The 23538-nt window shown below is 42.4% G+C and carries 24 protein-coding genes; 23 read left to right on the top strand and 1 reads right to left on the bottom strand.

Translation table 11 applies throughout. The features are described from left to right. Positions 1-10 precede the first annotated feature (10 nt). The 19 genes from D6856_RS09160 (at position 11) to D6856_RS09070 (ending at position 17775) form a co-directional block, all read left to right on the top strand. Positions 11-1003 carry a rod shape-determining protein gene (locus D6856_RS09160; protein WP_092247449.1) on the top strand — a complete coding sequence of 331 codons (993 nt, stop codon included), beginning with the start codon at positions 11-13 and terminating at the stop codon, positions 1001-1003. 64 nt (positions 1004-1067) lie between these two features. Then, positions 1068-1898 carry a flagellar hook-basal body protein gene (locus D6856_RS09155; RefSeq protein WP_092247447.1) on the top strand — a complete coding sequence of 277 codons (831 nt, stop codon included), beginning with the start codon at positions 1068-1070 and terminating at the stop codon, positions 1896-1898. 109 nt (positions 1899-2007) lie between these two features. Then, entirely contained in the window at positions 2008-2841 is an 834-nt protein-coding gene (locus D6856_RS09150; protein ID WP_092247445.1) for a flagellar hook-basal body protein, read from the top strand. A 14-nt stretch (positions 2842-2855) separates the two neighbouring features. After that, a complete protein-coding gene (locus D6856_RS09145) occupies positions 2856-3251 on the top strand; it encodes a hypothetical protein (protein ID WP_092247443.1) in 396 nt (131 codons plus the stop codon). A 77-nt stretch (positions 3252-3328) separates the two neighbouring features. Further along, positions 3329-5587, top strand: a complete 2259-nt coding sequence (gene recD2 / locus D6856_RS09140) for an SF1B family DNA helicase RecD2 (protein WP_120686627.1) — start codon at positions 3329-3331, stop codon at positions 5585-5587. After that, complete coding sequence (locus tag D6856_RS09135) at positions 5571-6338, top strand: ComF family protein (RefSeq protein WP_120686626.1); 768 nt, start codon at positions 5571-5573, stop codon at positions 6336-6338. Before recD2 ends, D6856_RS09135 begins: the two co-directional genes overlap by 17 nt. Before the next feature lie 19 nt (positions 6339-6357). Then, positions 6358-6765 carry a flagellar protein gene (locus D6856_RS09130; RefSeq protein WP_199704132.1) on the top strand — a complete coding sequence of 136 codons (408 nt, stop codon included), beginning with the start codon at positions 6358-6360 and terminating at the stop codon, positions 6763-6765. A 9-nt stretch (positions 6766-6774) separates the two neighbouring features. Continuing rightward, positions 6775-7170, top strand: a complete 396-nt coding sequence (locus D6856_RS09125) for a hypothetical protein (protein WP_092247433.1) — start codon at positions 6775-6777, stop codon at positions 7168-7170. 1 nt (position 7171) lies between these two features. Next, positions 7172-8110 carry a hypothetical protein gene (locus tag D6856_RS09120; RefSeq protein ID WP_092247430.1) on the top strand — a complete coding sequence of 313 codons (939 nt, stop codon included), beginning with the start codon at positions 7172-7174 and terminating at the stop codon, positions 8108-8110. A gap of 27 nt (positions 8111-8137) precedes the next feature. Then, a complete protein-coding gene (cdaA, locus tag D6856_RS09115) occupies positions 8138-9010 on the top strand; it encodes a diadenylate cyclase CdaA (RefSeq protein ID WP_092247427.1) in 873 nt (290 codons plus the stop codon). Continuing rightward, on the top strand, positions 9007-10293 hold the full coding sequence (locus D6856_RS09110; RefSeq protein WP_120686624.1) for a CdaR family protein: 1287 nt from the start codon (positions 9007-9009) through the stop codon (positions 10291-10293). Before cdaA ends, D6856_RS09110 begins: the two co-directional genes overlap by 4 nt. Before the next feature lie 13 nt (positions 10294-10306). Further along, positions 10307-11656 (top strand): phosphoglucosamine mutase, encoded by a 1350-nt coding sequence (gene glmM, locus D6856_RS09105; protein WP_120686623.1) that lies wholly within the window; start codon positions 10307-10309, stop codon positions 11654-11656. Position 11657: 1 nt separating this feature from the next. Continuing rightward, positions 11658-11921 carry an HPr family phosphocarrier protein gene (locus D6856_RS09100; RefSeq protein WP_092247419.1) on the top strand — a complete coding sequence of 88 codons (264 nt, stop codon included), beginning with the start codon at positions 11658-11660 and terminating at the stop codon, positions 11919-11921. 54 nt (positions 11922-11975) lie between these two features. Continuing rightward, positions 11976-13145: a DUF3048 domain-containing protein gene (locus tag D6856_RS09095; RefSeq protein WP_120686622.1), complete on the top strand. Its 1170-nt coding sequence runs from the start codon at positions 11976-11978 to the stop codon at positions 13143-13145. Between the two features lie 90 nt (positions 13146-13235). Further along, a complete protein-coding gene (gene rfbD, locus D6856_RS09090; protein WP_120686621.1) occupies positions 13236-14111 on the top strand; it encodes a dTDP-4-dehydrorhamnose reductase in 876 nt (291 codons plus the stop codon). A 26-nt stretch (positions 14112-14137) separates the two neighbouring features. Further along, positions 14138-14593: a divergent PAP2 family protein gene (locus D6856_RS09085; protein WP_092247410.1), complete on the top strand. Its 456-nt coding sequence runs from the start codon at positions 14138-14140 to the stop codon at positions 14591-14593. A gap of 27 nt (positions 14594-14620) precedes the next feature. Beyond that, positions 14621-16426: an LIC_10190 family membrane protein gene (locus tag D6856_RS09080; RefSeq protein WP_120686620.1), complete on the top strand. Its 1806-nt coding sequence runs from the start codon at positions 14621-14623 to the stop codon at positions 16424-16426. Between the two features lie 10 nt (positions 16427-16436). Next, the gene (locus tag D6856_RS09075; RefSeq protein WP_120686619.1) at positions 16437-17102 is read left to right on the top strand and encodes an HAD family hydrolase; all 666 of its coding nucleotides are present in this window, start codon (positions 16437-16439) and stop codon (positions 17100-17102) included. A 16-nt stretch (positions 17103-17118) separates the two neighbouring features. Beyond that, positions 17119-17775 (top strand): HAD-IA family hydrolase, encoded by a 657-nt coding sequence (locus tag D6856_RS09070; protein ID WP_207667273.1) that lies wholly within the window; start codon positions 17119-17121, stop codon positions 17773-17775. Between the two features lie 36 nt (positions 17776-17811). Here D6856_RS09070 and D6856_RS09065 read toward each other — a convergent pair whose 3' ends face one another. Continuing rightward, a complete protein-coding gene (locus tag D6856_RS09065; RefSeq protein WP_092247398.1) occupies positions 17812-18840 on the bottom strand; it encodes a LacI family DNA-binding transcriptional regulator in 1029 nt (342 codons plus the stop codon). A 208-nt stretch (positions 18841-19048) separates the two neighbouring features. Here D6856_RS09065 and D6856_RS09060 point away from each other — a divergent pair, with 208 nt between their 5' ends. Genes D6856_RS09060 through D6856_RS09045 form a run of 4 tightly spaced genes read left to right on the top strand, consistent with a single transcriptional unit; the run spans position 19049 to position 23509 of the window. After that, positions 19049-20305 carry a Gfo/Idh/MocA family protein gene (locus D6856_RS09060; RefSeq protein WP_199704130.1) on the top strand — a complete coding sequence of 419 codons (1257 nt, stop codon included), beginning with the start codon at positions 19049-19051 and terminating at the stop codon, positions 20303-20305. Positions 20306-20349: 44 nt separating this feature from the next. Then, positions 20350-21696, top strand: a complete 1347-nt coding sequence (locus tag D6856_RS09055) for a hypothetical protein (RefSeq protein ID WP_120686617.1) — start codon at positions 20350-20352, stop codon at positions 21694-21696. Next, positions 21693-22598, top strand: a complete 906-nt coding sequence (locus tag D6856_RS09050; RefSeq protein ID WP_120686616.1) for an ABC transporter permease — start codon at positions 21693-21695, stop codon at positions 22596-22598. Before D6856_RS09055 ends, D6856_RS09050 begins: the two co-directional genes overlap by 4 nt. Then, positions 22598-23509, top strand: a complete 912-nt coding sequence (locus tag D6856_RS09045) for a carbohydrate ABC transporter permease (RefSeq protein ID WP_242948141.1) — start codon at positions 22598-22600, stop codon at positions 23507-23509. Before D6856_RS09050 ends, D6856_RS09045 begins: the two co-directional genes overlap by 1 nt. Positions 23510-23538 lie beyond the last annotated feature (29 nt).

Below are 23538 nucleotides of genomic sequence, written 5' to 3'. Positions count from 1 at the left end.
TTCTAGGATTATGCAGTATGCAGATATAGGAATTGATTTGGGAACAGCGTCTGTTCTTGTGTATATAAGAGGAAAGGGAGTTGTTCTTAAAGAGCCATCAGTTGTGGCTTACGACAGAGACACCGAGGAGATCAAGGCAATCGGTGAGGATGCGAGACTTATGCTTGGACGTACACCCGGCAATATCGTTGCGGTAAGACCGCTTCGTCAGGGAGTTATTTCTAACTATAAGATAACTGAGCAGATGATGAGATATTTCATCAAGAAAGCAATAGGAAAAAGAATTCACAGAAAGCCTTTTATTGCGGTTTGTGTTCCCAGTGGAGCAACAGAGGTTGAGAAGAAGGCTGTTGAAGATGCTACAAGACTTTGCGGAGCAAGAGATGTTAAGACTATCGAGGAGCCTATCGCGGCTGCCATCGGTGCCGGAATCGACATCACTAAGCCCTGCGGTAATATGATAGTAGATATCGGTGGTGGTACTTCAGATATCGCGGTTATCTCACTTGGCGGAACAGTTGTCAGCACTTCCGTTAAGGTTGCCGGAGATGACTTTGATGAGGCAATTGTTCGTTACATGAGAAAGAAGCATAATCTTCTTATCGGTGACAGAACAGCCGAGGATATCAAGATCAAGATCGGTTCAGCTTATCCGAGAGCTGAGGACGATTATATGGATGTAAGAGGAAGAAACCTTGTAACAGGTCTTCCCAAGACTGTAAGAGTATCTTCCGAGGAGACTGAGGAAGCACTCAGAGAGCCTACATCCCAGATCATAGAGGCTATCCACAGCGTACTTGAGAATACTCCTCCGGAGCTTGCTGCGGATATTGCAGACAGAGGAATCGTACTTACAGGAGGCGGAGCACTTCTTCGCGGACTTGAGGAACTTATATATTCCAAGACAGGAATCAATACAATGACAGCAGAGGATCCCATGACAGCGGTTGCTATCGGAACCGGTCGTTATGTGGAATTCATCGTTGGCTATCGTCAAGATTAAAACAGCAACGCCGTTCAGGGATTGAATGGATAAGTAAGACCAGGACGGTATGAGGTGAAATTGTATGGTAAAAGGTCTATACACAGCTTACACTGGAATGATCAATGAACAGCACAGAATGGATGTGCTCACCAACAATCTTGCTAATGCCAATACCAACGGATACAAAAAGGAAGGCGCAACTGCACAGTCTTTCAGTGATCAGCTTGCGCTCAAAATCAAAGACTATACTGATGCCCCGTTCACAGCTCGTGGACTGGGCATTATTAATCCGGGTGTTAAGATTGGCGAAGGCTATGTTGATTGGTCGGAAGGACCGATGAAGGAGACAAACAACAAGTTTGATCTTGCTATCGGCGGATACGGATTCTTCGGAATTGAATATACCAACAAGGCGGTCAACATCGAGAGAGATGTTCCGAGCCAGACAGATATTATGTACACAAGAGACGGTAATTTCACACTTACCGCTGACGGAGCACTTGTTACACAGGACGGTGATTTCGTTCTTTCACAGGATGGCGGACATATAGAGATCGATCCCAATCTTCCCGTAGAGATCAACACATTGGGAGATGTTATTCAGGACGGAGATGTAGTTGCGAGAATAGGTCTTTTTGATTTTGAAAAGACAATACATCCCGATGGAAGGATTGCTTATAACAATCTGGAGCATTACGGCGAGAATATGTTTATTCCTATAGAAGGAACCGCTCCCGTAGAGGCAAATGGTCAGATTTATGCGGGATTTTTGGAGCAGTCCAATGTATCTGTTGTTGATGAGATGGTCAATATGATCGCAGTGCAGAGAAACTACGATACCAACCAGAGAGTTATCACAACAATAGATGATACGCTTGATATCGCAGCTAACCAGCTCGGAAGAATGGGATAAAATTTTATAAAAATTTTATAATTATTTTTTCGGTTTTTGCCGATATATAGTCAGAGAGATGAAAATTACCAGTCACGGAGGACGGTAACTTGATTATCGGAGGTGACACATGGTTAGAAGTTTATGGTCAGCAGCAACAGGAATGAATGCTCAACAGACTAATGTAGATACCATTTCCAACAACTTGGCAAATGTTAATACAGTAGGCTACAAGGCACAGGGAGCACAGTTTAAATCCCTTTTGTATCAGGAGCTGCAAACTGTAACTACGACAGCTAACGGTGCGCCTAAGCCAACCAATTCACAGGTTGGACTTGGTGTTCGTACTTCAACAATAAATCAGTTCTTTTCACAGGGTTCTTTCCAGAACAGTGACAATCCGGCTGCTCTTGCCATAAGCGGAGACGGTTTCTTTGCTTACATGGCAGCAGATGGAGAGACAGTGCAGTATACCAGAAACGGTAACTTCACATGGGCGCTCCAGGAGACAGGCGGTAATGTTCTTGAGCTTACAACAGCAGAAGGAAACCCTGTTCTTGATGCGAATTTAAATCCTATTCTTGTTGAAAACAATGCAGTTGCGAGCCGTATTACGATCGGCGGTGACGGCAGAATATATTATCCCGATGAGGAAGGTGTTCCTCAGCAGGTAGGCGATGCTCAGATCGGACTTTGGCAGTTCAGAAACAGAGAAGGACTTGAGAGAGTCGGAAGCGCAGCATGGCAGGAGACTGCAGCAAGCGGAGAGCCTATTTCAGAGCTTGAAGGCGATGCCGAGATGAAGAGAAGTGAGATCGTTCAGGGATATCTTGAAGGATCAAACGTTAATGTGGCAACCGAAATGGTTAATCTTATCGTTGCACAGAGAGCATATGAAATGAACTCAACAGCGATTCAGACAACCGACGAGATGATGCAGACAGCTAACGGCCTTAAGAGGTAAGATGAGGAATAGATATGGCAGGATTTGATATTAAGGGGCTCAATGCCACTGCTATAACTGAATATGCAATGCAGGAAAGCAAGAATGCTTCCGCATCGATGCTTCAGAACAAGATTTCATCTACATCCAAGGAGTCGACAGACGAAGAGCTCTGGGCAGCATGTAAAGGATTTGAAGCATATTTCCTTGAGCAGATGTACAAAGAGATGCAGAAGTCGGTAGATGCACTTAAACCGGAAACTCAGGACAGATCTACAAATACACTGGTCAATTTCTTTAAAGATCAGACCCTTCAGGATATATGTGCCGATTCTGTAGATTCTCAGAGTAATGGTTTTGCCAAGATGCTTTATGAGAATCTAAAACGCAATTACGACATCCCGAATGCTCCCGAGAAAAAGGACGAATAAAGCCTAAAATTCAGGCGCTCAATTCTTAAGAAAACTTAAGAATTGAGCGCTTTTTATTGTGCTATACTATATTCACTATGGAAAACGAAACAATAAAAGGTTATGTAGAACATTTTATATATAAGAACGAGGAAAACGGCTACGCGGTACTCAATCTTGTCACAGAGGATGATGAACTCACCTGCACCGGTAATTTTAAGGATGTCGATATCGGCGATACCCTTGAGATAACCGGTACTTTTGTCGATCATCCCGTCTATGGACACCAACTGAAGTCGGAGCATTACAAAATTTCCATTCCGGATGACGCCGTATCGATGCAAAGATATCTGGGATCGGGGGCGATCAGAGGAATCGGAGAGGCTCTTGCGGCTAGGATAGTCAAGAAGTTCGGAAACGATACATTTAGGATCATAGAAGATGAGCCCGAAAGACTTGCTGAAGTAAAGGGAATAAGCGAGAAAAAGGCAATAGACATAGCGATGCAGATGGCTGAGAAGAGAGAAATGCGTGACGCTATGATATTCCTTCAGCAATATGGGATCAGTAATGCCATGTCTGTAAAGATATACAACAGATATGGTACCGGAATATACGGAATATTAAAGGAGAATCCATATAGACTTGCAGATGACATAAGCGGAATCGGCTTTAAGATCGCTGATGAGATAGCGGGCAAAGTGGGAATTCGAGTGGATTCGGAATATCGCATAAGAAGCGGTATTCTTTATACTCTTTTGCAGTCTTCAATGGATGGAAACACGTATCTTCCGAGAGAAGAGCTTGTTTCAAAGACCGATCAGCTTTTGAGAAACGGTCCGGAAGACTATATTGATACCGATTCTATCTCTATGCAGATAGATAACCTAATAATGGATAAGAAGCTTGTGTGCAAAAATAACCGGAATATCTATGCTTCAGGCTATTTCTATGAGGAACAGGCATGCGCCGTGATGCTTCATGACCTTAACATATCGGAGAAAGTAACCGCATCTGAGGAAGAAGTATATAAAAAGCGCATTCTGGATATTGAAAAAAGAAAAGGTCTCGAGCTTGATGAGCTGCAAAGAGAGGCCGTTTTAAAGAGTATATCCAACGGAGTTGTGATAATAACGGGCGGCCCCGGAACCGGAAAGACAACAACGATAAATACCATAATAAATTACTATGCAAGCGAGGGGCTTGATATCATGCTTGCTGCGCCTACGGGTAGAGCGGCAAAACGAATGACCGAGGCGACAGGCTATGAAGCCAGAACGATCCATAGGCTTTTGGAAGTGTCAGGACAGGTAGAAGACGATGACAGACATAGCGGAGCCAGATTTGAAAAGAATTCGGACAACCCGCTTGAAGCAGACGCAATCATAATTGATGAGATGTCCATGGTTGACACTCATCTCTTTTGCGCACTTTTGAAAGCACTGGTACCCGGCGTACATCTAATACTTGTAGGTGACAGCTCGCAGCTTCCCAGCGTCGGACCAGGTCAGATTCTTGGAGATCTGATTAGCAGCGGAGAATTTCCGACCATATATCTTAAAAAGATCTTCAGACAGGCTGAAGAGAGCGACATTGTCATGAATGCTCACAGGATACACAACGGAGAAAAACCGGTTTTGGATAACAAGAGCCGAGATTTCTTTTTCCTTGAAAGAAGTGACGCAGATGTAATATACAAGCACATGATACAGCTTATCAGAGATAAATTGCCGAGCTACGTCGACGCCGGACCGCTCGACATACAGGTTCTTACACCCATGAAAAAAGGTCCGTTGGGAGCAATACAGCTCAATCAGGTGCTTCAGAAGTACCTAAATCCGCCGGAGTCGTCCAAAAAAGAGCATGCTTACGGTGACCAGCTCATAAGAGAGGGTGATAAGGTCATGCAGATAAGGAACAATAACCAAGCCCAATGGGAAGTTATCGGAAAGTATAATATTCCGATAGATTCGGGAATGGGTGTTTTTAACGGCGATATGGGAATAGTAAAAGAGATAAATGAATATTCACAGGATGTTGTTGTGGAATTTGATGAGAACAGGAGAGTCAGATATCCATTTTCTGAGCTTGATGAGATTGAACTTTCATATGCCATAACAATTCATAAATCTCAAGGAAGTGAATATCCGGCAGTTATTATGCCGATTCTTGGCGGACCAAGGATGCTCTTAAATCGCAATCTTTTATATACTGCGGTTACAAGAGCAAAGAGCACGGTATGTATACTCGGAAGCAGCGCTACCCTCATGAACATGGTGGATAATGAGCAGCAGCTTAAGAGATATACGGGACTTGCGGATAGGATAAAAGAAGTATTTGATGTTGATAGAGAATAAAGAGCTAAAAGAAACGCAGAGTATCGTGTTTGACCTTCTTTTTCCGAGAAGATGCCCTGTATGTGACGGGATAGTGCCACCTTTTGTATATTCGGATGGCAAAATATTGCGTGGGGGCTTGATTCACGATGGATGCAGGAAAAAACCAAAGCCCGTAAAGGGAGTTACATGCATGAAATGCGGTAAACCTCTGATGAAAACTGAAGAGGATGAGGAATATTGCTTGGATTGCAGGAAACATGTGCATTATTTTGATCGAGGCTTCTCGCTTTTTAAGTACAGAAGCATATCAGGATCAATCTATAGGTTTAAATATGCGGGAAGAGCCGAATATGCGGATTATTATGCGGCCGAAACGGTAAGAAGACTTGGGAAAAGGTTGAATAACCTGGGTATACAAGCTCTTATACCTGTTCCGATGTATGAACAAAAGCGAAATGAGAGGGGATATAACCAGGCGGAGATATATGCGAGGAAGCTTTCCGAGATAATCGGAATCCCCACTTACACGGATGTGATAAAAAGGGTCAAAAGCACAGTACCGATGAAGGGTTTGGACGCCCGAACAAGGCGCAATAATTTGAAAAAAGCTTTTAATATAGTGCGAAATGATGTAAAATTTAGGTGTATACTTATTATCGATGACATCTACACAACAGGAAGTACCGTTGATGAGATCGCCCATGAGTTTCGTATGACGGGTGTGGACAGAATCTATGTCCTTACGCTTGCCATAGGGCAAACTACTTAACATATATGGAGGTCATTTTATGAACTTACGGAATTGTTCAAGATGCGGTAAGATGTTTAATTACATTGGAGGTCAGCCAATCTGCGAACCTTGTAAGAAGGCTATCGAAGAGGATTTCCAGAAGGTTAAGCAGTACATTGCGGATAATCCGCATGCAAGTCTCAAACAGATCGCAGAAGATAATGAGGTATCATCTAAGCAAATCCAGCAGTGGATCCGTGAGGAGAGACTGATGTTTGCTGAAGGCTCACCGATTCAGCTCCAGTGCGAGAGCTGCGGCGCGTCAATATTAACAGGAAGATTTTGTGCCAAATGTAAGGCAACAATGGCAAATAATCTCAACAATACCTTTGCCAGACCCAAGCCTACACTTGAACAGCCCGTCAAAAAGGATAACAAGGCCGGAATGCGCTTCCTGGATACTTAAGGAGCAAGAATGTTAAATGAAGAAAAAGTCATCTTGATGACTAGGATGGCTGCGTTCATAGACCGAGAGGGTAAAAAGAACGATGCGATAAATTCATATTTTAAGAGCGATTATATCGGATTGAATGTGATCAAATCTGTTATAAGCGCGACTATCGTCTTTGTTATTATCGTCGGGGCCTATGTTTTGTATGACTTTGAGAAAGTCTTGGCAGATGTTTACAATACCAATAATTTATTAAATACCGGCAGGAGGCTGTTAATTTACTACCTCCTGCTTGTTGGCGTGTATTCTCTTATATCATACGTTATTTATTCTTATCGCTATTCCAAGATGCGTAAGAGTATGAAGGGGTATTACGGTGACTTAAAGAGGCTCGCCAGAATGTACGAAAAGGAAAGGTAACATGACAGCATTACTAGAAATCAAACAAGCTATTAGAAAATTTTATATCAAAAACGAAGTTTATATCACTTATTTGTGGAAGTTCCTTTTGGCACTTATCTCAATAGCGGTTATCAACAATAAGCTTGGCTATATGAGTAGCCTCAACAATATCGCTATTGTTCTCATGGCATCATTGCTATGTGCTATTCTTCCCGCCAATTTCATAGTGTTTATAGCGGCAGTGTTCATAATCGGACACCTGTTTGCGTTGGCACCGGAGTGTGCAGTTATTGCACTTATAGTGTTTGCACTTATGTTTCTTTTGTATTTTAGATTTTCACCGAAAGATACTTTGGCAGTGCTTCTTACTCCGCTGCTTTTCTTCCTGCATATTCCATATGTGGTACCTATCGCAGCAGGACTTCTCGGAACACCGGCATCTATAATTTCGGTATCATTCGGACTTGTGATCTCGTACATGATATCGTACTTCTCGGCCAAGACAACCGGAGCGGGAAGTGAAAACGTAGAAGCTGCAGCGCTTGAGTTTAAATCAATGATCACGGGAATGCTTGGAAACAAGGCTATGATCGTAATGATCGCTGCGTTTGCAATTACTATCGCGGTTGTATATATCATTCGCAGATCTTCAGTTGATAATTGTTGGAAAATCGCAATTGCATCCGGTGCGATTGCTCTTGTTATCGTTGCGATAATCGGAGCGGTTGCGACCAAAGCAGACATCTCCATCGCCGGAGTTATAATCGGAACCATCATTTCAGCAGTTCTTACGCTGGTGATAGAGTTCTTTTCCTTCAATCTTGATTATTCGAGGACCGAGAAGGTTCAGTTTGAAGATGACGACTATTATTACTATGTAAAAGCGGTACCTAAGGTAACGCTTACAGCACCCAACAGAAGGGTTAAAAAGATAAATCGCGCCACAGGACAGCGCTGATATTATTCTATGTTCTAAGGAAGCACTATGAAACAGTTGGATTTGGGTTCTCTTTTTGATCTAAACAGAACAAATCTTCATATGCCCATGATAAGAATCCCTGATATTCTGGAAATAATTATTATTGCATTTCTGGTATATCATATTTTGGTGTGGGCAAAAAACACCAGATTATGGTCGCTTCTTAAGGGAATAGTTGTCATCGTTGTTTTTATTCTTATTGCAACACTTATGGAAATGTCGACTATCTTGTGGATAGTTGAGAGAGTGTTCAGTATTGCAATCATTGCGATGGTTGTTATATTGCAGCCGGAACTTCGAAAGGCACTTGAAGAGCTTGGACGAAAGAATTTCTTCTCGAATTTTTTGTCGCTCGGTAATTCAAGAATGTCGGGAAGGTTTTCCGACAATACTTTAAATGAGATTGTTAAAGCAAGTGTGGAGATGGCCAAAGTCAGAACGGGTGCACTTATAGTTATAGAGCAGAATCACCCGCTTACAGAGTTTGAGAGGACAGGAATTGATGTTGATGCTTTGGTTTCAAGCCAGCTTCTCATCAATATCTTTGAGCATAATACTCCGCTTCATGACGGAGCGGTTCTTATCAGAGGAGACAGGATCACGTCTGCAACATGCTATCTTCCGCTTTCTGATAATATGGGAATCGGAAAAGAACTGGGAACAAGACATCGTGCAGGTGTAGGTGTTTCGGAAGTCACCGATTCTCTTACGATCATTGTATCCGAGGAAACAGGTAAGATAAGCGTGGCATACGGAGGAGAGCTTGAAAGAGCTCTTGACAGTGACAGACTTCGTGAGAGGCTCCGTATCTTGCAGGACAAACATGAGGAGGAAGCACCGATTAAGTACTTCGCCAGAAAGGCCAAGGTGAAAAAATGAAGAAATTAACGGCTAACTGGGTACTTAAATTGGTATCGCTTTTGTTCGCATTTATTGTGTGGTTTTTGGTAACCAACATAAACGATCCCCTGCAGTCAAAGACTTTCCGTAATGTGACGGTCACATTAGAGAATCCCGACTATCTTGAAGAAAGAGGACAGGTCGGAATTATTCTTGACGGTTCAAATACCATTAGTTCCGTTACTGTTTATGCGGCGCGTTCGATCGTTGAGCAGCTTGAGAAAAATAATATAGTTGCTACTGCGGATATGCAGCAGCTTTCGCCTTCAAATACAGTAAGCATCAATGTTACTACCAATAAGTACAGTGAAAAGATAGACAACATAGTACTTAGTTCAGATGTGGTCAAGCTAAATGTTGAGAAAAAGGCAACCAGAACATTCAGATTGGTGGCGACAACATCAGGAGAGCTTGAGGACGGCTATATAACGGGCGATGTTGCGCTTAATCAGAATATGATCAAGATAAGCGGTCCGGCATCGGTTGTGAACAACGTTGCCAAGGCTGCGGTAGATATTGACGTGACCGGATTTGCACACGCGGACGATGTAAGCGCAGAGAGCGATATTGTGTTGTACGACAATGACAACGAAGTCATAGATCCGGATGAATCCAATCTGGAAATGAATATCAGAAAAGTCGGATTCAAGGTTCCGATATTGGAGACCAAGAAAGTACCGCTCAAGGTTAAATATTCGGGACAACCTGCAAACGGATATGCAGTCAGTGACGTTGCGGCCGATCCGGGAGAAATACTTATTGCCGGTAAGAGCAATGTCCTTAAAAAGGTAGATTCGATCGTGGTTGAATCAGATGATCTTGATGTAACGGGACTGAAAGATAACCTGCTATATAGCGTTGACCTGACTAAGTATATTCCGTCGGGCATCTCGTTCGGAGATCCGAAATTCAATGGCAAGGCTATGATAGCAGTAAATATAGGAGCCATTACAGAATCGACTGTTGATGTCAGCATTAAGAACATTACGGTTGGCGAAGCACCTGAAGGCTTTGAGGTGAAGGTCGATGACAATGAATATGATACGGTTTCGCTTACTCTTGAGGGACTTGAGAGCAAGCTTAACGTTCTGAATACCGATGCACTCAGAGGTACAGTGGATATTAACAAGGTCATGAAGAGTAACAACCTTACTGAACTTGCCGAGGGTACATACAGTGCCGAGGTAGAGTGGGTTCTTCCGAACGGAATTAAAGAGAAGACTCCCGTTAGTGTATATATAACAGTTAAAAAAGAAGATTAAAGAGGTTTTTATCATGGGTAGATTATTTGGAACAGATGGTGTAAGAGGAGTAGCCAATGATGAGCTTACACCGCTTCTTGCTATGCAGCTTGGACAGGCCGGCGCATATGTTTTATCTAAAGAGGTTAATCACAGACCAACAATTATGGTCGGATGTGATACAAGACTTTCGGGCGATATGCTCGCCAGCGCACTTATGGCAGGAGCATGTTCGGTAGGTGCGGATGTAGTCAATGTGGGTATTATTCCCACTCCTGCAGTTGCATATCTTACCAGAAAATACAGAGTTGATGCGGGAGTAGTTATTTCAGCATCCCATAATCCTATGGAGTTTAACGGTATCAAATTCTTTGACGGAAACGGATATAAGCTTCCCGACGAGCTTGAGGATGAGATCGAGGCACTTATCAAGAACAATATGGAAGGCGTAAAGATGCCTACCGGTGCCGGAATCGGTAAGATCAAGAACAGAAGTGATGCAAAAGAAGAATATATCAACCACAACTTAAGAGCTGTAGATATCAATCTTGAAGGAATGAAGGTCGTAATGGACTGCGCTGAGGGTGCATCATATTACACTTCTGTTGAAGCGATCAAACAGCTTGGTGCTGAGGTTATTGTAATACATAACAATCCTGACGGAACCAATATCAATGCAAATTGCGGTTCAACACATATGGAAGAGTTGATGGGAAGGGTTGTTACCGAGAAAGCAGATATAGGACTTGCTTTTGACGGAGATGCTGACAGATTCCTTGCCGTAGATGAGAACGGTAAGCTTGTAGACGGCGATGAGATCATGGCTATTATCGGAAAGTTTATGAAGGAGAAGGGCAAACTTTCCGGAGATACTATAGTAGCAACAATAATGAGTAACCTGGGATTCTTTAAGATGGCGGAAAGAGAAGGAATTCGTGTCGATAAGACCAAGGTAGGAGACAGATACGTTCTCGAGCACATGAAAGAAATCGGTGCCAACCTTGGAGGCGAACAGTCCGGACACATTATCTTCTTGGATGACAATACTACCGGAGACGGTTTGTTATCTGCTCTTCATCTTTTGGAGGTTATGGTTGCCACAAAGAAGCCTCTTTCAGAACTTGCCAAAGTTATGGAAGTTATGCCTCAGGCGCTGGTTAATGCTCATGTTCCCAATCACAAGAAGGAAGCATACATGGAGTATCCTGAAATTGCCGGTGCTATCGAAGAATTGGAGAAACATTTTGCCGGAGACGGAAGAGTACTTATCAGACCTTCCGGAACAGAACCTCTCGTAAGAGTAATGATCGAGGGTAAAGACCAGGCAGAGATCGACAAAGAGGCTAATAAGCTTGCTAAGCTTATCGAGGAGGTTATGCTGTAATATGGTTAGTCAAAAGGTAGTCATTACGAATCCTACCGGATTACATTTGCGTCCGGCCGGTAATTTATGTAAGGTGGCTATGAATTTTAAATCTCATATTACTTTCAGCTACGGGGAAAATACTGCTAATGCAAAGAGCGTGTTAAGTGTGCTCGGCGCATGTATCAAGTGTGGGGATGAACTTGAGTTTAAATGCGAGGGACCGGATGAAGAAGAAGCTATGAATGCTATGATTCAGGCAATCGAGACCGGCCTTGGCGAATGATCGTATTATGTGATAAACTTAGGCAGATAATTTTTACCGGGAGAGGATTTTAGTATGAAAAAAGTTGAGGCATTTTTGCTTGTGGGACTTATAGCATCTATGCTTATTGGTTGTGGTGCGAAAAATGACGATGCTGTTATAGGCATCAGTGTTGAGAAATTGGAAGATGTTCAGCCGGTTGAGGCTGCATCTGTAGAAGAGACAGAGGAAGAGGCAGACGAGGATGCTCCACCCAAGGAAGGAATGGTAAGAAGTTATTTTACCAACGAATGGGTTGATGAAGCGATAAACGAGAATAGACCTTTGGCAGTTATGTATCCTATTAACAAAGAGGCTCAGCCTCAGTACGGACTCAGCAATGTTGCTGTATTTTATGAGATCATGGAAGAAGGCAGCATGAGCCGTCAGATGGGAATATTGGAAGACTGGGAAGACCTTGAACAGATAGGTAATATTCGTAGTATCCGTGATTACTTTATATATGCGGCGCTTGAGTATGATCCTGTCATTGTTCATTTCGGAGGACCCGAGCTTTACGTTAAATCCGTACTTACACGTGATGATGTTGATAATGTTAACGGTGTAGGTGGAGTGATGGGACCCGATTACGGTGCATTTTTCAGAATACCTAAGGGAAGTGCTTCCGAGCATACTGCTTTCACCGACGGTGAGCATATTTCGAAGGCTATTGATAAGGCTAAGTTTTCTCGTGAGCACAGGGATAAGTTTGAAGGCGAATCACATTTCAAATTCACGAGTGCCGTTAAGCCCAACATGCTTGAGGATTATTCCGATGCGGTAGAGGCTACTGAAATAGATATGAAGGGATGTTTCCCTGTTACCAAGTCTGCCCTTAAGTATGATGAGGATAAGGGAGTATATCTCAAGAGTTTGTACGGATCCGCACAGAAGGACGCTATTACAGGCGAGCAGCTTGCATTTTCAAATATAATTATCCAGAGAACATATCATGAAGTTCGTGATGATAACGGATATCTGGCATATCAGATGCATGATACCACTCAGGACGGTTATTTTATTACCAAGGGCAAGATGATTCATATTACTTGGAAAAAGACTGATGATTACAGCCCTACAACATATTATGATGACAATGGAGATGAGATCACACTCAATACCGGAAAGACAATGATCTTTGTTGTTCAGGAAAAGGGCGGATCATTCTCAAAGTTTACTGTTAACGGCGAAACTTATGCCGATTGATCGAAAGCCGGTAAGACCGCTTTCATGGTTATGCAACATAATAGCGGACGGCAGTGATGCCGTCCACTTTTGAATTTTAAAGGTGAAAAAATGAAAAAGATTATTATTACAGGTTGTAACGGACAGCTCGGAAGAGCAATCAATATTGAATTGGGAAAAAGTAACGAGTATGAGCTTGTTAATACCGATGTCTTTGAGGGTGATGGAATTACGCCTTTAGACATCACAAATGTTGATGCTTGTCTTGAACTTGCAAGAAAGGTTAAGCCTGCGGCTATCATCAACTGCGCCGCATATACGGCGGTTGACAAGCAGGAGAGTGATGTGGATCTTTCATACAAGATCAATGCGATCGGACCTAGAAACCTTTCTATAGCAGCTACTGAAGTGGGAGCTAAGCTTGTTCATGTTTCAACAGACTATGTTTTTGCGGGAAACGGTGACAAGCCATATATCGAGTTTGATAAGACAGGTCCCGTAAGTGTATACGGAAAGACCAAACTCGCAGGAGAAGAATTTGTAAAAGAGTTTGCGAAGAATTATTTTATTGTCAGAACTGCTTGGCTATACGGTGACGGCAAGAATTTTGTTAAGACCATGCTTTCTCTTTCCGAGAAGTACGAAGAGGTAAGCGTTGTAAAGGATCAGCTTGGAACACCTACAAGCGCAACAGAACTTGCTAAGGCAATATGCTATCTTTTCCCTACAGACAATTACGGAACTTTCCACGGAACATGCGAAGGGTCAACCAACTGGGCTGATTTTACGGAAGAGATATTTAAGATTGCAGGTAAGAAGACCAGAGTAAATCATGTAACTACCAAGGAATATCTTGAGAAAAATCCTCAGGCAGCACCGAGACCGGCATACAGTATTCTTGAAAACTATATGCTCAAGCTCACATCGGATTATATGTTTGCTGATTGGCATGATGCTATCGAGGAATACTTAAAGGGAATCCTTTGATCATCGGATCGGAATAGAGGTTTTAGATGTCTGTTTTTAATCAACTTATCGGCAACAAAATTCTTGTTTCTGCTTTTTGCGGATGGTTTGTTGCTCAGGTTTTAAAGACTATATTATATATTATAGTAAATAAGGAATTTAACCCCGAGAGGCTTATGGGCGACGGCGGAATGCCGAGCTCACATTCGGCGACTGTAATGGCTGTTGTTACTACATCATATGCTCTTTACGGCGCATCTTCTTTTGAGTTTGCGATTGCCGGAGTACTGGCTCTTATCGTAATGCATGATGCGACCGGAGTAAGACGTGAGACAGGAATTCAGGCCAAGGTCATCAATAACATGATGGATTGGTTCCTTCAGCTTGACAGCGATATTCCTGTTGAGGAAAAGCTTAAGGAATTTGTAGGTCACACGCCTATGCAGGTTTTATTCGGAGCAATCATAGGTGTTATTGTCGGGGTGATTGTTTCTTCTATGTAACGAAGAGGGGAAGAGGGACATTTATCTATGTTATTGGTCATATTGTTGTGGATATATGTGACGATAACCACATACTTGATGGGATACTGCTTTATCCATGCGATTCTTTCCCATGGAGAGAAGAAGCTTTCGGTTTCCAATAATGGGAAGGCCAAAAAAGAGCAGCGTTACAGAATTAAGTCCCATAAAAATTACATAATTACCGGTGTTGTCCTTACGACTGTCTATGCTCAGTTCTTTAGTTTGTTTTCCGGAATAGATCTTGCGGAAAATATTCTGCTTGTTGCGATATGCGTAGTCATTGCAACTTACTACAGAGAGGAGCTTCGAGATGACCTTTCTGAGCTTATCAGAAGATTAAAGAGTGAGGGCAATATTTTTTTATACGCCGCAGTGTTTCTGATCATGGCATACGCAACGTCGCACGGCATCATGCATTATGACAGTGACTTGTATCATGCGCAATCAATAAGATGGATCGAGGAATACGGGATTGTAAAAGGGCTTGGAAATCTTCATGTAAGACTTGCTTATAACAGTTCGGCGTTTGCGCTGTCCGCGCTGTACAGTATGGCCTTTCTCGGAGGGCAGTCATACCATGTAATGGCCGGATTTCTGGCGCTTATTTTGGGATGGCAGTGCCTTGATATCAAACATATCGTTGTGAGAAAACATTTTGTACTGTCGGATTTTGCAAGAATGGCAGCTATCTACTATCTCTTTTCCGTGTTAGATGAGATTGTTTCGCCGGCTTCGGACTATTTTCTTGCAATGTTGGTCTTTTACATAATAATAAGTTGGTTGGATCTTAACGTGGCGCATGAGAAGTCTTATGTTCCTTACATACATCTGGCGCTTCTGGGTGTTTTTGCGATAACGATCAAACTTGCTGCGGCGCCGCTTCTTCTTTTGTCACTGATACCTATTTATAAACTGCTTCACAACAGAAACAGGCATAAGACTAAGGTGCTTTTAGTATCGGTGCTGCTGGCGCTTATCATAACAGCGCCATTTCTTATCAGAAATGTTATTATATCGGGGTGGCTTGTTTATCCTGTGACATTTATCGATCTGTTTAATGTAAGTTGGAAGATTCCAAAAGGCTTGGCGCAGTTTGATGCACTGGAGATAAAGACATTCGGACGAGGCTTTACCGACGTGGTTGCATACGGAAATGCACCGCTTTCTGCGTGGGCTCCGACTTGGTTCAAAAGTCTTTCATCCTTTGATAAAGGCATTATACTGTTGGATATAGTGTCTGTTATGATCTACCTTCTTATGGCGGGCCTATTCCTCGGAACGCATTTTGAGAAAAAGGCGACAAAAGAAAACAAAGTCTTTTCCATAAGCCACAGAACGATGCTTAATCAGATTGATTTTATGGCTATAGGCGGAACGATGATAGTATGCCTTTTGTTCTGGTTTAACAGCGCACCACTTATAAGATACGGGATAGTATATGCGCTTCTTACCGCAGCTATCATATGCGGAAGAGTTGTAATAATAATATACAACAGGATCGACCGGGGCATTGCTCTTACAGGTTTTAAATGTGTTATTGCAATGCTTGCGCTGTGGTACATATATAAAGGCACATTCCTGATCATGGATGAGGAAAAAAGATATAATGCAAAGTGGCTGGTACATCAACAGGATTATGGGACATACGATGTTGATACCTTTGAAATAGACGGAACAACATTCTATTATCCCGTTTCGGGAGATCAGGTCGGTTACGCACCGTTCCCTTCATCGGCAAAAGATATGACGGGGCAGATAGAGTTTATCGACGGCACTATCGAGAGCGGTTTTAAAAGCATAGAAAACAAGTAGGAGAAAACAAATGACAACTAGGGATTTTGACGCAGTAGTTTTTGATATGGACGGTGTTATCTTCGATTCGGAGAGAGCAATAATGGATTGCTGGAAAGAGCTTGCAAACAAGTACAACATCTCGAACGTTGAAGAGAATTTCTATAAATGCATAGGAGTGACCGTCGCAAAGACAAAAGAGATAATGCTTGATGCATACGGTGAGGACTTTCCGTATGATGAATATGACGTTGAAGCAAATCAGATTTTTCATGATAAATATTCCGGAGGCCGACTTCCGATGAAAGAAGGGATAAAAGAGATCCTGTCTTTCCTTAAGAACAGCGGCAAAAAGATCGCGCTTGCTTCTTCGACCGGAAAAACAAAGGTTGAGGCGCAGCTTCGCGATGCTAACATACTTGAATACTTTGATGTGCTTATCTGCGGAGATATGGTAAAAAGAAGTAAACCTGCTCCCGATATTTATCTCAAAGCCTGCGAAGAGCTTGGAGTTGAGCCTGAGAGAGCATACGCTATCGAGGATTCTTACAACGGAATAAGATCGGCTAACGCCGGTAAACTTAGACCTATCATGGTTCCTGATATTCTTCCCGCAGATGATGAGATGAAAGAAAAAGCGGAAAAAGTACTTGATAGTTTGATCGATGTTAAAGAATATCTTGCGGAAGCAATCTAAGCAGAAAGGACCTGAGATGGGATACAAGAACATTTTATTTGACTTGGACGGAACGCTTACAGATTCATCGGAAGGAATAACCAAGAGCGTTCTTTATACTTACGAAAAGATGGGATTAACGCCTCCCGCGGATGAGCTTCTTCCTACATTTATCGGACCTCCGCTTGCTGATAGCTTTATAAGATGCGGTGTAAAAGAAGAAAACGCCAGAGATGCGGTTGATATATACAGAGAGCGATACAACACGATCGGAAAGTTTGAAAACAATCCCTATCCTGGCATGATAGAACTTTTACAGAAGTTAAACGATGAAGGTTATAACTTATATGTCGCAACATCCAAGCCCGAAAAGACTTCTCTTGAAGTGCTCGACCACTTCGATATGACCAAATATTTCAAAGAAGTCGCCGGTGCTACCTATGACGCTAAACGTGAGAAAAAAGAGGATGTGATCAGATATCTTCTGGATAAGATTTCTCTTGAAGACAAAGATGAGTTATCCGATACGGTTATGATAGGCGATACTACATATGATGTCACAGGTGCTGCGGAATTCAATATTCCTTGCATAGCAGTAACTTGGGGATTCGGAGATCTTGAAGAGATGAAAGATAAGGGTGCAATCGCAGTCGTAAACACAATGGAAGAATTGTATCGAGCAATCACTCAATAAATGAAAACGAGTAGGTGTTTGTACCTACTCGTTTTTTTAATCATTCGTAGAAGCTCTGAGCACTATCTCAAGTGGAAGAGCGATGGTGCGTGGAAGCATATCGTAGCCCTCCATGCGCTGCTTAAGCGTGTCAAAAGCAAGTGTTCCCATCTGTGCGGTCTGAATACCTATAGTTGAAAGCGGCGGATTTGAAAACCGTGACATCTCAATGTTCGATATACCCATTACAGCAACTTTATTGGGAACCTTAATTCCAAGATCATACAGTGCACGTAGAACAGCCATTGCCATAAGGTCACTTGCAACCACAAACGCATCGGGTAAGATACCGTCTTTGTGCATTTTCTTTATGGCTTTAAAACAAGTATCCTCATTCCAATTACAATCTATCATTATCCGAGGATCGATCTTAAGCTTGTGTGCATACATGGCACTAAGATATCCTCTGAATCTTTTACTGTCTTCAAATGCAAGACCTGAAGGAGACGCACCGAGAAACCCGATCTTCTTATATCCTTTTTTATAAAGAGTATCAACAGCCAAAGACGCGGCTGCGTAGTGATCATAGATAATGTTGTCTATGTCGGTGTGGGCCGTATCTATTCCGACGATCGCCGGAACTTTTTTCTTTATAGATGAATAAATATCGTCACTCAAGGTATTCATAAGAATGATACCGTCAAGTTTTCCCGAAAAAAATGTATCTACAATGGGAGTATCCTCAATCTCTTTGGAGGTAACAACAAAAGGAACGCTACATCCGTTGCGCCTTGCCTGCTCCTCGATGGCAGAGAGAATGCTGAGGAAATATGGATCACTGTACTTGTCCTTGTCTGTACTGATAACACAGCCAATCTGCTGCGGAGAATCATCAGAAACGGAAGCACTGTGACTTTTCTTTTTAACACTGCCTGCAGGCGCCTTGTAACCGAGCTTGGCTATAGCGGCCCAAACTCTTTCCTTGGTCTCTTCAGTCATTCGCCCCATTGTGTCATGGTTTATAACGCGGGATACGGTAGCAGTTGAAACACCCGCCTCTTTGGCAACATCTCTAATATTGCTCATAAACAGTCACCTCTTGTTTAGTAAACAAAATCTAACTACTTTGAATTATAGGAGAGTTTTAACACAGTGTCAATTGATTGACAAGTTGTTATTGTGTACAAAAATATCCATCAAAAAGTGTATATTTCTCACATTTATCAATTCTATCCGCGATGATATAATCTAGGTAACAAAGGTGAGAAACACAAGGTAACAAAAGGTAAACGGTATGGAGATTTCAGACAAGAAATTGGAGCTTGCTCTTATAGGAGCGGGACAAAGAGGCAGGATATATGCGGACTATGCTTTTGAGCATAAGAGGGCTGAGATAACTTTTTTGGTGGAGCCTGATGAGAACCGCAGAAGAGAAGCCAAGGAAAAATATGGATTGGATGATGCGCATGTATTTACGGATCCCGCAGATTTTTACAAGCTGGGTAAGGTATGTGATGCGCTTATTATCGCGACCATGGACAGACAGCACTATGAGCACACGATGGGTGCGCTTGAGCTTGGATATGACATACTTCTTGAAAAGCCGATCTCTCCCAATCTTGACGAGTGTATCGGAATAAGAGATCTCGCGCTTAAGAACAAGTGTCGCATAATGGTCTGTCACGTGCTCAGATACACAGGCTTCTGGGCTACGCTCAAGAAGATAACAGATTCCGGAGAACTCGGAAAAGTCATAAACATTCAGCACAATGAGAATATCGGTAATTTCCATATTGCACATTCTTTTGTACGAGGAAATTGGAGAAACAGTGATATCACAAGTTCGCTTATTATGCAGAAGTCCTGTCATGATATGGATCTTTTGACATGGCTGTGCAACAGCAAAGCTAAGAGCGTTTCATCATTCGGCGAACTGACATATTTTAATAAAGCTCATGCACCTGAAGGCAGCGCAGAGAGATGCTCCAAATGCGGAATTATGGATTGTAGATTTGATGCTAGAAAAGTCTATCTTCCTATTGCAGGTAACTGGCCTGCGACGGTTCTTTCCGTTGATCAGAGCGAGGAGAGTCTGATCAAAGCGATCGAAGAAGGACCATACGGAAGATGTGTATATAAGTGCGACAACAATGTTTGCGATCATCAGGTTGCAATATTTGAATTTGAAAACGGAATACATGCTTCGTTTAATCTTAGCGGCTTCACAAACCGCATGTGCAGAACCATTAAGGTGATGTGTGAAAACGGTGAGATACGAGGCGATGATGAAAAGAATGAGATAGAGATAATTCGCTTTTCATCCAACTGGCAGCAGGAACCTGAAATAAAGACCATAAATCCCAACGTGAGAGAGGGCTTCCACGGCGGAGGAGATGCAGGTCTTATGGAGCAGTTCCTCGACATGATACAAGGAGATGATGTGGAAAATCTCTCAGCGATAGAAAGATCCATAGAGAGTCACGTTATGGCGATTGCCGCAGAGAAGGCAAGAGTCGAGCACAGAATCGTTGAGATGAAAGAGCTTAGATAAAAGAACTTATTAAAAGAAAAAAGTTTTGGAGTAAGAAATACAAAATGGGAAAACTAAGTTTTAATGCTGTTTGTGAATATATAAAACCGGTCAATATGCCGGATAAGTTTGCGGGAGCTTATGAGAAGTGGAGCGGAGAGGGCCACGTCGTAGGTGAAAAGGAATTGGATGATATTCTTGTTCGTTATTCACTTACAGACGAGCAGAGTAAAAGACTTCACGGATATCTCAGACAAATAACCGATGATGAAAAAATCAGTGATTATATTAAGTTCCTCGTTTGGACACAGTGCGACATAAGACGTTACGAATACTTCCTTGATTGCGACAACAATCTAAACGGTGCAGCTTTGGGAGAACTCGGTGAGACATTGGAATTCTTTATGCTCTTATCCTGTATCGCATATGCTAGGATCGATCTTGAAAACAGAATGATCCCCAAAGAACTTTATGAGCAGATTCCGTATCGTATGCTGGATGAGATAATTGGAAGATATAAGGAAAAAGAAACTTTGCGAATTCTTGATATCCCGTGGAAGCTCAATTTCTTTTCTCTTTCGATATATCTTTTTGACAGATTCTTATTTGTACCTTGCAAGTTCGATGACCCGTTTTATTTTTACAGAGGGGAAGACGGCGAGGTTATCGGAGTGGCTATGGGTGGTCTCAATGTGGATGATATGGGACAGCTTATACCCGATGACGAGGAACTGTCAGATTCAAACGGAGAAAAGAACGGATATTACTACGGAAGGTTTTCTGAAAAAAGAAAAACTGCCTTTACCACTACATTTAAGGAAACAGATACAGAGATAATCGGAAGCCGCATTTCTCCATGCGGAACAATAACGACAAAATCCATTATCTTAAGCAAAGAAAAATATAAAAAGATACTTGAAAGAGACGACTGGATGATAGGCTTCCATATCCCTTCGGGAGACGGCTACACTCCGCAGAGAGTAAGAAATTCAATGACTCTTGCGTGGAAGTTTTTTGAAAAGTATTATCCCGAGATTCCTTTCAAAGGTTTCTGGTCCTCAAGCTGGTTGTACGACGGAAGACTGTCGACACTGCTTCCGGACGACAGTCGTATAGTAAGAGTTCAAAGACAGTTCTTTAACTACACGGGTGGCTGGAACGGAGAATCAACTTACTATGAACTGTTCGGAGATGCAAAGCTTCTTATCGACGAGGTACCGCAGGAGAGTTCACTGCAAAGAAAGCTTGCACAGTGCCTTAAGGATGGCAAGAAATTCATCGATACGGGAATGGTTTATTTCCCTGAGGAACTAAACAAAGATTACAACAGACCAATCTATATAACAGACGAAGATCTTAAAGAGCAGGATGAACTTTATGTAAGAACAGGCTGGAAAGGAGGAACGTCATGAAAGCTGAATTAAAAAGACACTGGCAACTGTACCTCATGTGCGTTCCCGCGATAATCTATCTCATAATGTTCTGCTACATTCCGTACGGCGGACTGTGGATGGCATTTACCGACTACAACATAATCGACGGAATATTCGGAAGCCGTTTCGTGGGTCTTCAAAACTTTAAATACTTTTTCTCGGGAACGGGAATGGGTCCCAAGGTTATAGCCAATACGCTTATTATCAATGCATGGGGACTTGTACTTGGAACAATAATTCCGATTACGATTGCGATCTGTTTTAACGACGTACAGAACAAATTTTATAAAAAGATATCTCAGAGCATCATGTTTTTCCCGTACTTCCTTTCATGGGTTGTTGTAGGTGCGATAATCTATGCGTTCTTTTCAACAAGTACAGGAATAATCAACCAGTGGATCGCGGCAAGAGGTGATGAGATCATCAGGTGGTACGCTGAGCCTAAGTATTGGAAACCGATCATCATTATCGCAGATGTGTGGAAGTGGTGCGGATACAACTCGATCATATACATGGCGGCAATGACCAACTTTGATAAGACACTTTATGAGGCGGCACAGGTTGACGGAGCCAATAAGTTTATGCAGATAATGTATATCACACTTCCGCTCCTTAAGCCAACGGTTGTAGTGCTCATGCTTATGTCGATAGGTAGGATCTTCTTCGGAGATTTCGGAATGATCTACGGTATAGTCGGAAACAACTCACTTCTTTATGATGAGGTTGCAGTCATCGATACTTATGTTTACTCATCGATGAGAACGCTTGGATTTTCCTATACCACAGCGATAGGTCTTTTCCAATCCGTAATGGGACTTATACTCATTACGATATCCAACCATTTCGCTAAAAAAATAAATGAGGGGGAGGGACTGTTCTGATGGAAAAAAGAGCAACGATGAAAGTAAAAACCTCCGCCGCGGATAAAGCGGTAATAGCGTTCTCATATATATTTGTGGGATTTATCGCGCTAATATGTTTTATTCCGCTCCTCATGGTATTGTCGGTTTCATTTTCCAACAATACGGCGGTAGTACAAAAGGGATACTCAATATTCCCAAGAGAATTTACGTTGAACACGTATCTGTATCTTTTTGCACACAGTGGTATGAGGATACTAAGATCCTATGGAGTGACGATCTTCGTGACCGTTGCCGGAACGTTCCTTGCGATGATAGTGACAAGCATGTGTTCTTTTGCATTGTCCATAAAGAACCTTAAGTACAGAAATGCAATATCGTTTTTCTGCAACTTCACGATCATCTTTTCAGCAGGACTTATTCCGTGGTACTACATCTGTGTTAACTGGTATGGGTTCTCCAATAACTTTAGAGCACTTATATTCCCGTTGATACTGAATATGTTCAACATGTTCCTTTTAAGAACATATTTTTCGCAGGTTCCGTTTTCGCTTTATGAATCTGCAAGGATTGACGGAGCCGGATACTTTACGATATGGCACAAGATAGCGCTTCCGCTTACCAAGACGGGTATGATGACAGTCGGAATGATGTATGCGCTCTGCTACTGGAACGACTGGTGGAATGCTCTCATGTTTGTGGATAACAGGGACTACTTCCCTTTGCAGTACTATCTTTACAACATTTTGTCTAACGTAAATGCCATCAGCTCGGGACGAATTCCCGCAGGCGCGGCAGCGAATATTCAGCTTCCCGCAGAGACGGTAAAGATGGCGGTAACTATTGTGACTATCGGACCAATCATATTCCTTTACCCGTTTATACAGAAGTATTTCGTGGATGGAATCATGGCAGGTGCCGTTAAAGAGTAAGTTAAAGATGTTTCTTTAATTATAAGGAG

This window comes from Butyrivibrio sp. XB500-5, assembly GCF_003625505.1.
In the GTDB taxonomy this organism is placed as follows: domain Bacteria; phylum Bacillota; class Clostridia; order Lachnospirales; family Lachnospiraceae; genus Butyrivibrio.
The sequence above is the reverse complement of the archived record's forward strand: the minus strand, read 5'-3'. Positions and strand labels throughout refer to the sequence as shown.

Excerpts from the sequence above, each read along its gene's own strand:
- D6856_RS09085 (WP_092247410.1), top strand. The coding sequence starts at position 14,138 with ATGTCTGTTTTTAATCAACTTATCGGCAACAAAATTCTTGTTTCTGCT.
- D6856_RS09055 (WP_120686617.1), top strand. The coding sequence starts at position 20,350 with ATGGGAAAACTAAGTTTTAATGCTGTTTGTGAATATATAAAACCGGTC.
- recD2 (WP_120686627.1), top strand. The coding sequence starts at position 3,329 with ATGGAAAACGAAACAATAAAAGGTTATGTAGAACATTTTATATATAAG.
- glmM (WP_120686623.1), top strand. The coding sequence starts at position 10,307 with ATGGGTAGATTATTTGGAACAGATGGTGTAAGAGGAGTAGCCAATGAT.
- D6856_RS09070 (WP_207667273.1), top strand. The coding sequence starts at position 17,119 with ATGGGATACAAGAACATTTTATTTGACTTGGACGGAACGCTTACAGAT.
- D6856_RS09160 (WP_092247449.1), top strand. The coding sequence starts at position 11 with ATGCAGTATGCAGATATAGGAATTGATTTGGGAACAGCGTCTGTTCTT.
- D6856_RS09155 (WP_092247447.1), top strand. The coding sequence starts at position 1,068 with ATGGTAAAAGGTCTATACACAGCTTACACTGGAATGATCAATGAACAG.
- D6856_RS09050 (WP_120686616.1), top strand. The coding sequence starts at position 21,693 with ATGAAAGCTGAATTAAAAAGACACTGGCAACTGTACCTCATGTGCGTT.
- D6856_RS09075 (WP_120686619.1), top strand. The coding sequence starts at position 16,437 with ATGACAACTAGGGATTTTGACGCAGTAGTTTTTGATATGGACGGTGTT.
- D6856_RS09150 (WP_092247445.1), top strand. The coding sequence starts at position 2,008 with ATGGTTAGAAGTTTATGGTCAGCAGCAACAGGAATGAATGCTCAACAG.
- D6856_RS09060 (WP_199704130.1), top strand. The coding sequence starts at position 19,049 with ATGGAGATTTCAGACAAGAAATTGGAGCTTGCTCTTATAGGAGCGGGA.
- D6856_RS09100 (WP_092247419.1), top strand. The coding sequence starts at position 11,658 with ATGGTTAGTCAAAAGGTAGTCATTACGAATCCTACCGGATTACATTTG.
- D6856_RS09135 (WP_120686626.1), top strand. The coding sequence starts at position 5,571 with ATGTTGATAGAGAATAAAGAGCTAAAAGAAACGCAGAGTATCGTGTTT.
- D6856_RS09095 (WP_120686622.1), top strand. The coding sequence starts at position 11,976 with ATGAAAAAAGTTGAGGCATTTTTGCTTGTGGGACTTATAGCATCTATG.
- D6856_RS09110 (WP_120686624.1), top strand. The coding sequence starts at position 9,007 with ATGAAGAAATTAACGGCTAACTGGGTACTTAAATTGGTATCGCTTTTG.
- D6856_RS09145 (WP_092247443.1), top strand. The coding sequence starts at position 2,856 with ATGGCAGGATTTGATATTAAGGGGCTCAATGCCACTGCTATAACTGAA.
- D6856_RS09065 (WP_092247398.1), bottom strand. The coding sequence starts at position 18,840 with ATGAGCAATATTAGAGATGTTGCCAAAGAGGCGGGTGTTTCAACTGCT.
- cdaA (WP_092247427.1), top strand. The coding sequence starts at position 8,138 with ATGAAACAGTTGGATTTGGGTTCTCTTTTTGATCTAAACAGAACAAAT.
- D6856_RS09130 (WP_199704132.1), top strand. The coding sequence starts at position 6,358 with ATGAACTTACGGAATTGTTCAAGATGCGGTAAGATGTTTAATTACATT.
- D6856_RS09125 (WP_092247433.1), top strand. The coding sequence starts at position 6,775 with ATGTTAAATGAAGAAAAAGTCATCTTGATGACTAGGATGGCTGCGTTC.
- D6856_RS09120 (WP_092247430.1), top strand. The coding sequence starts at position 7,172 with ATGACAGCATTACTAGAAATCAAACAAGCTATTAGAAAATTTTATATC.
- D6856_RS09080 (WP_120686620.1), top strand. The coding sequence starts at position 14,621 with ATGTTATTGGTCATATTGTTGTGGATATATGTGACGATAACCACATAC.
- rfbD (WP_120686621.1), top strand. The coding sequence starts at position 13,236 with ATGAAAAAGATTATTATTACAGGTTGTAACGGACAGCTCGGAAGAGCA.
- D6856_RS09045 (WP_242948141.1), top strand. The coding sequence starts at position 22,598 with ATGGAAAAAAGAGCAACGATGAAAGTAAAAACCTCCGCCGCGGATAAA.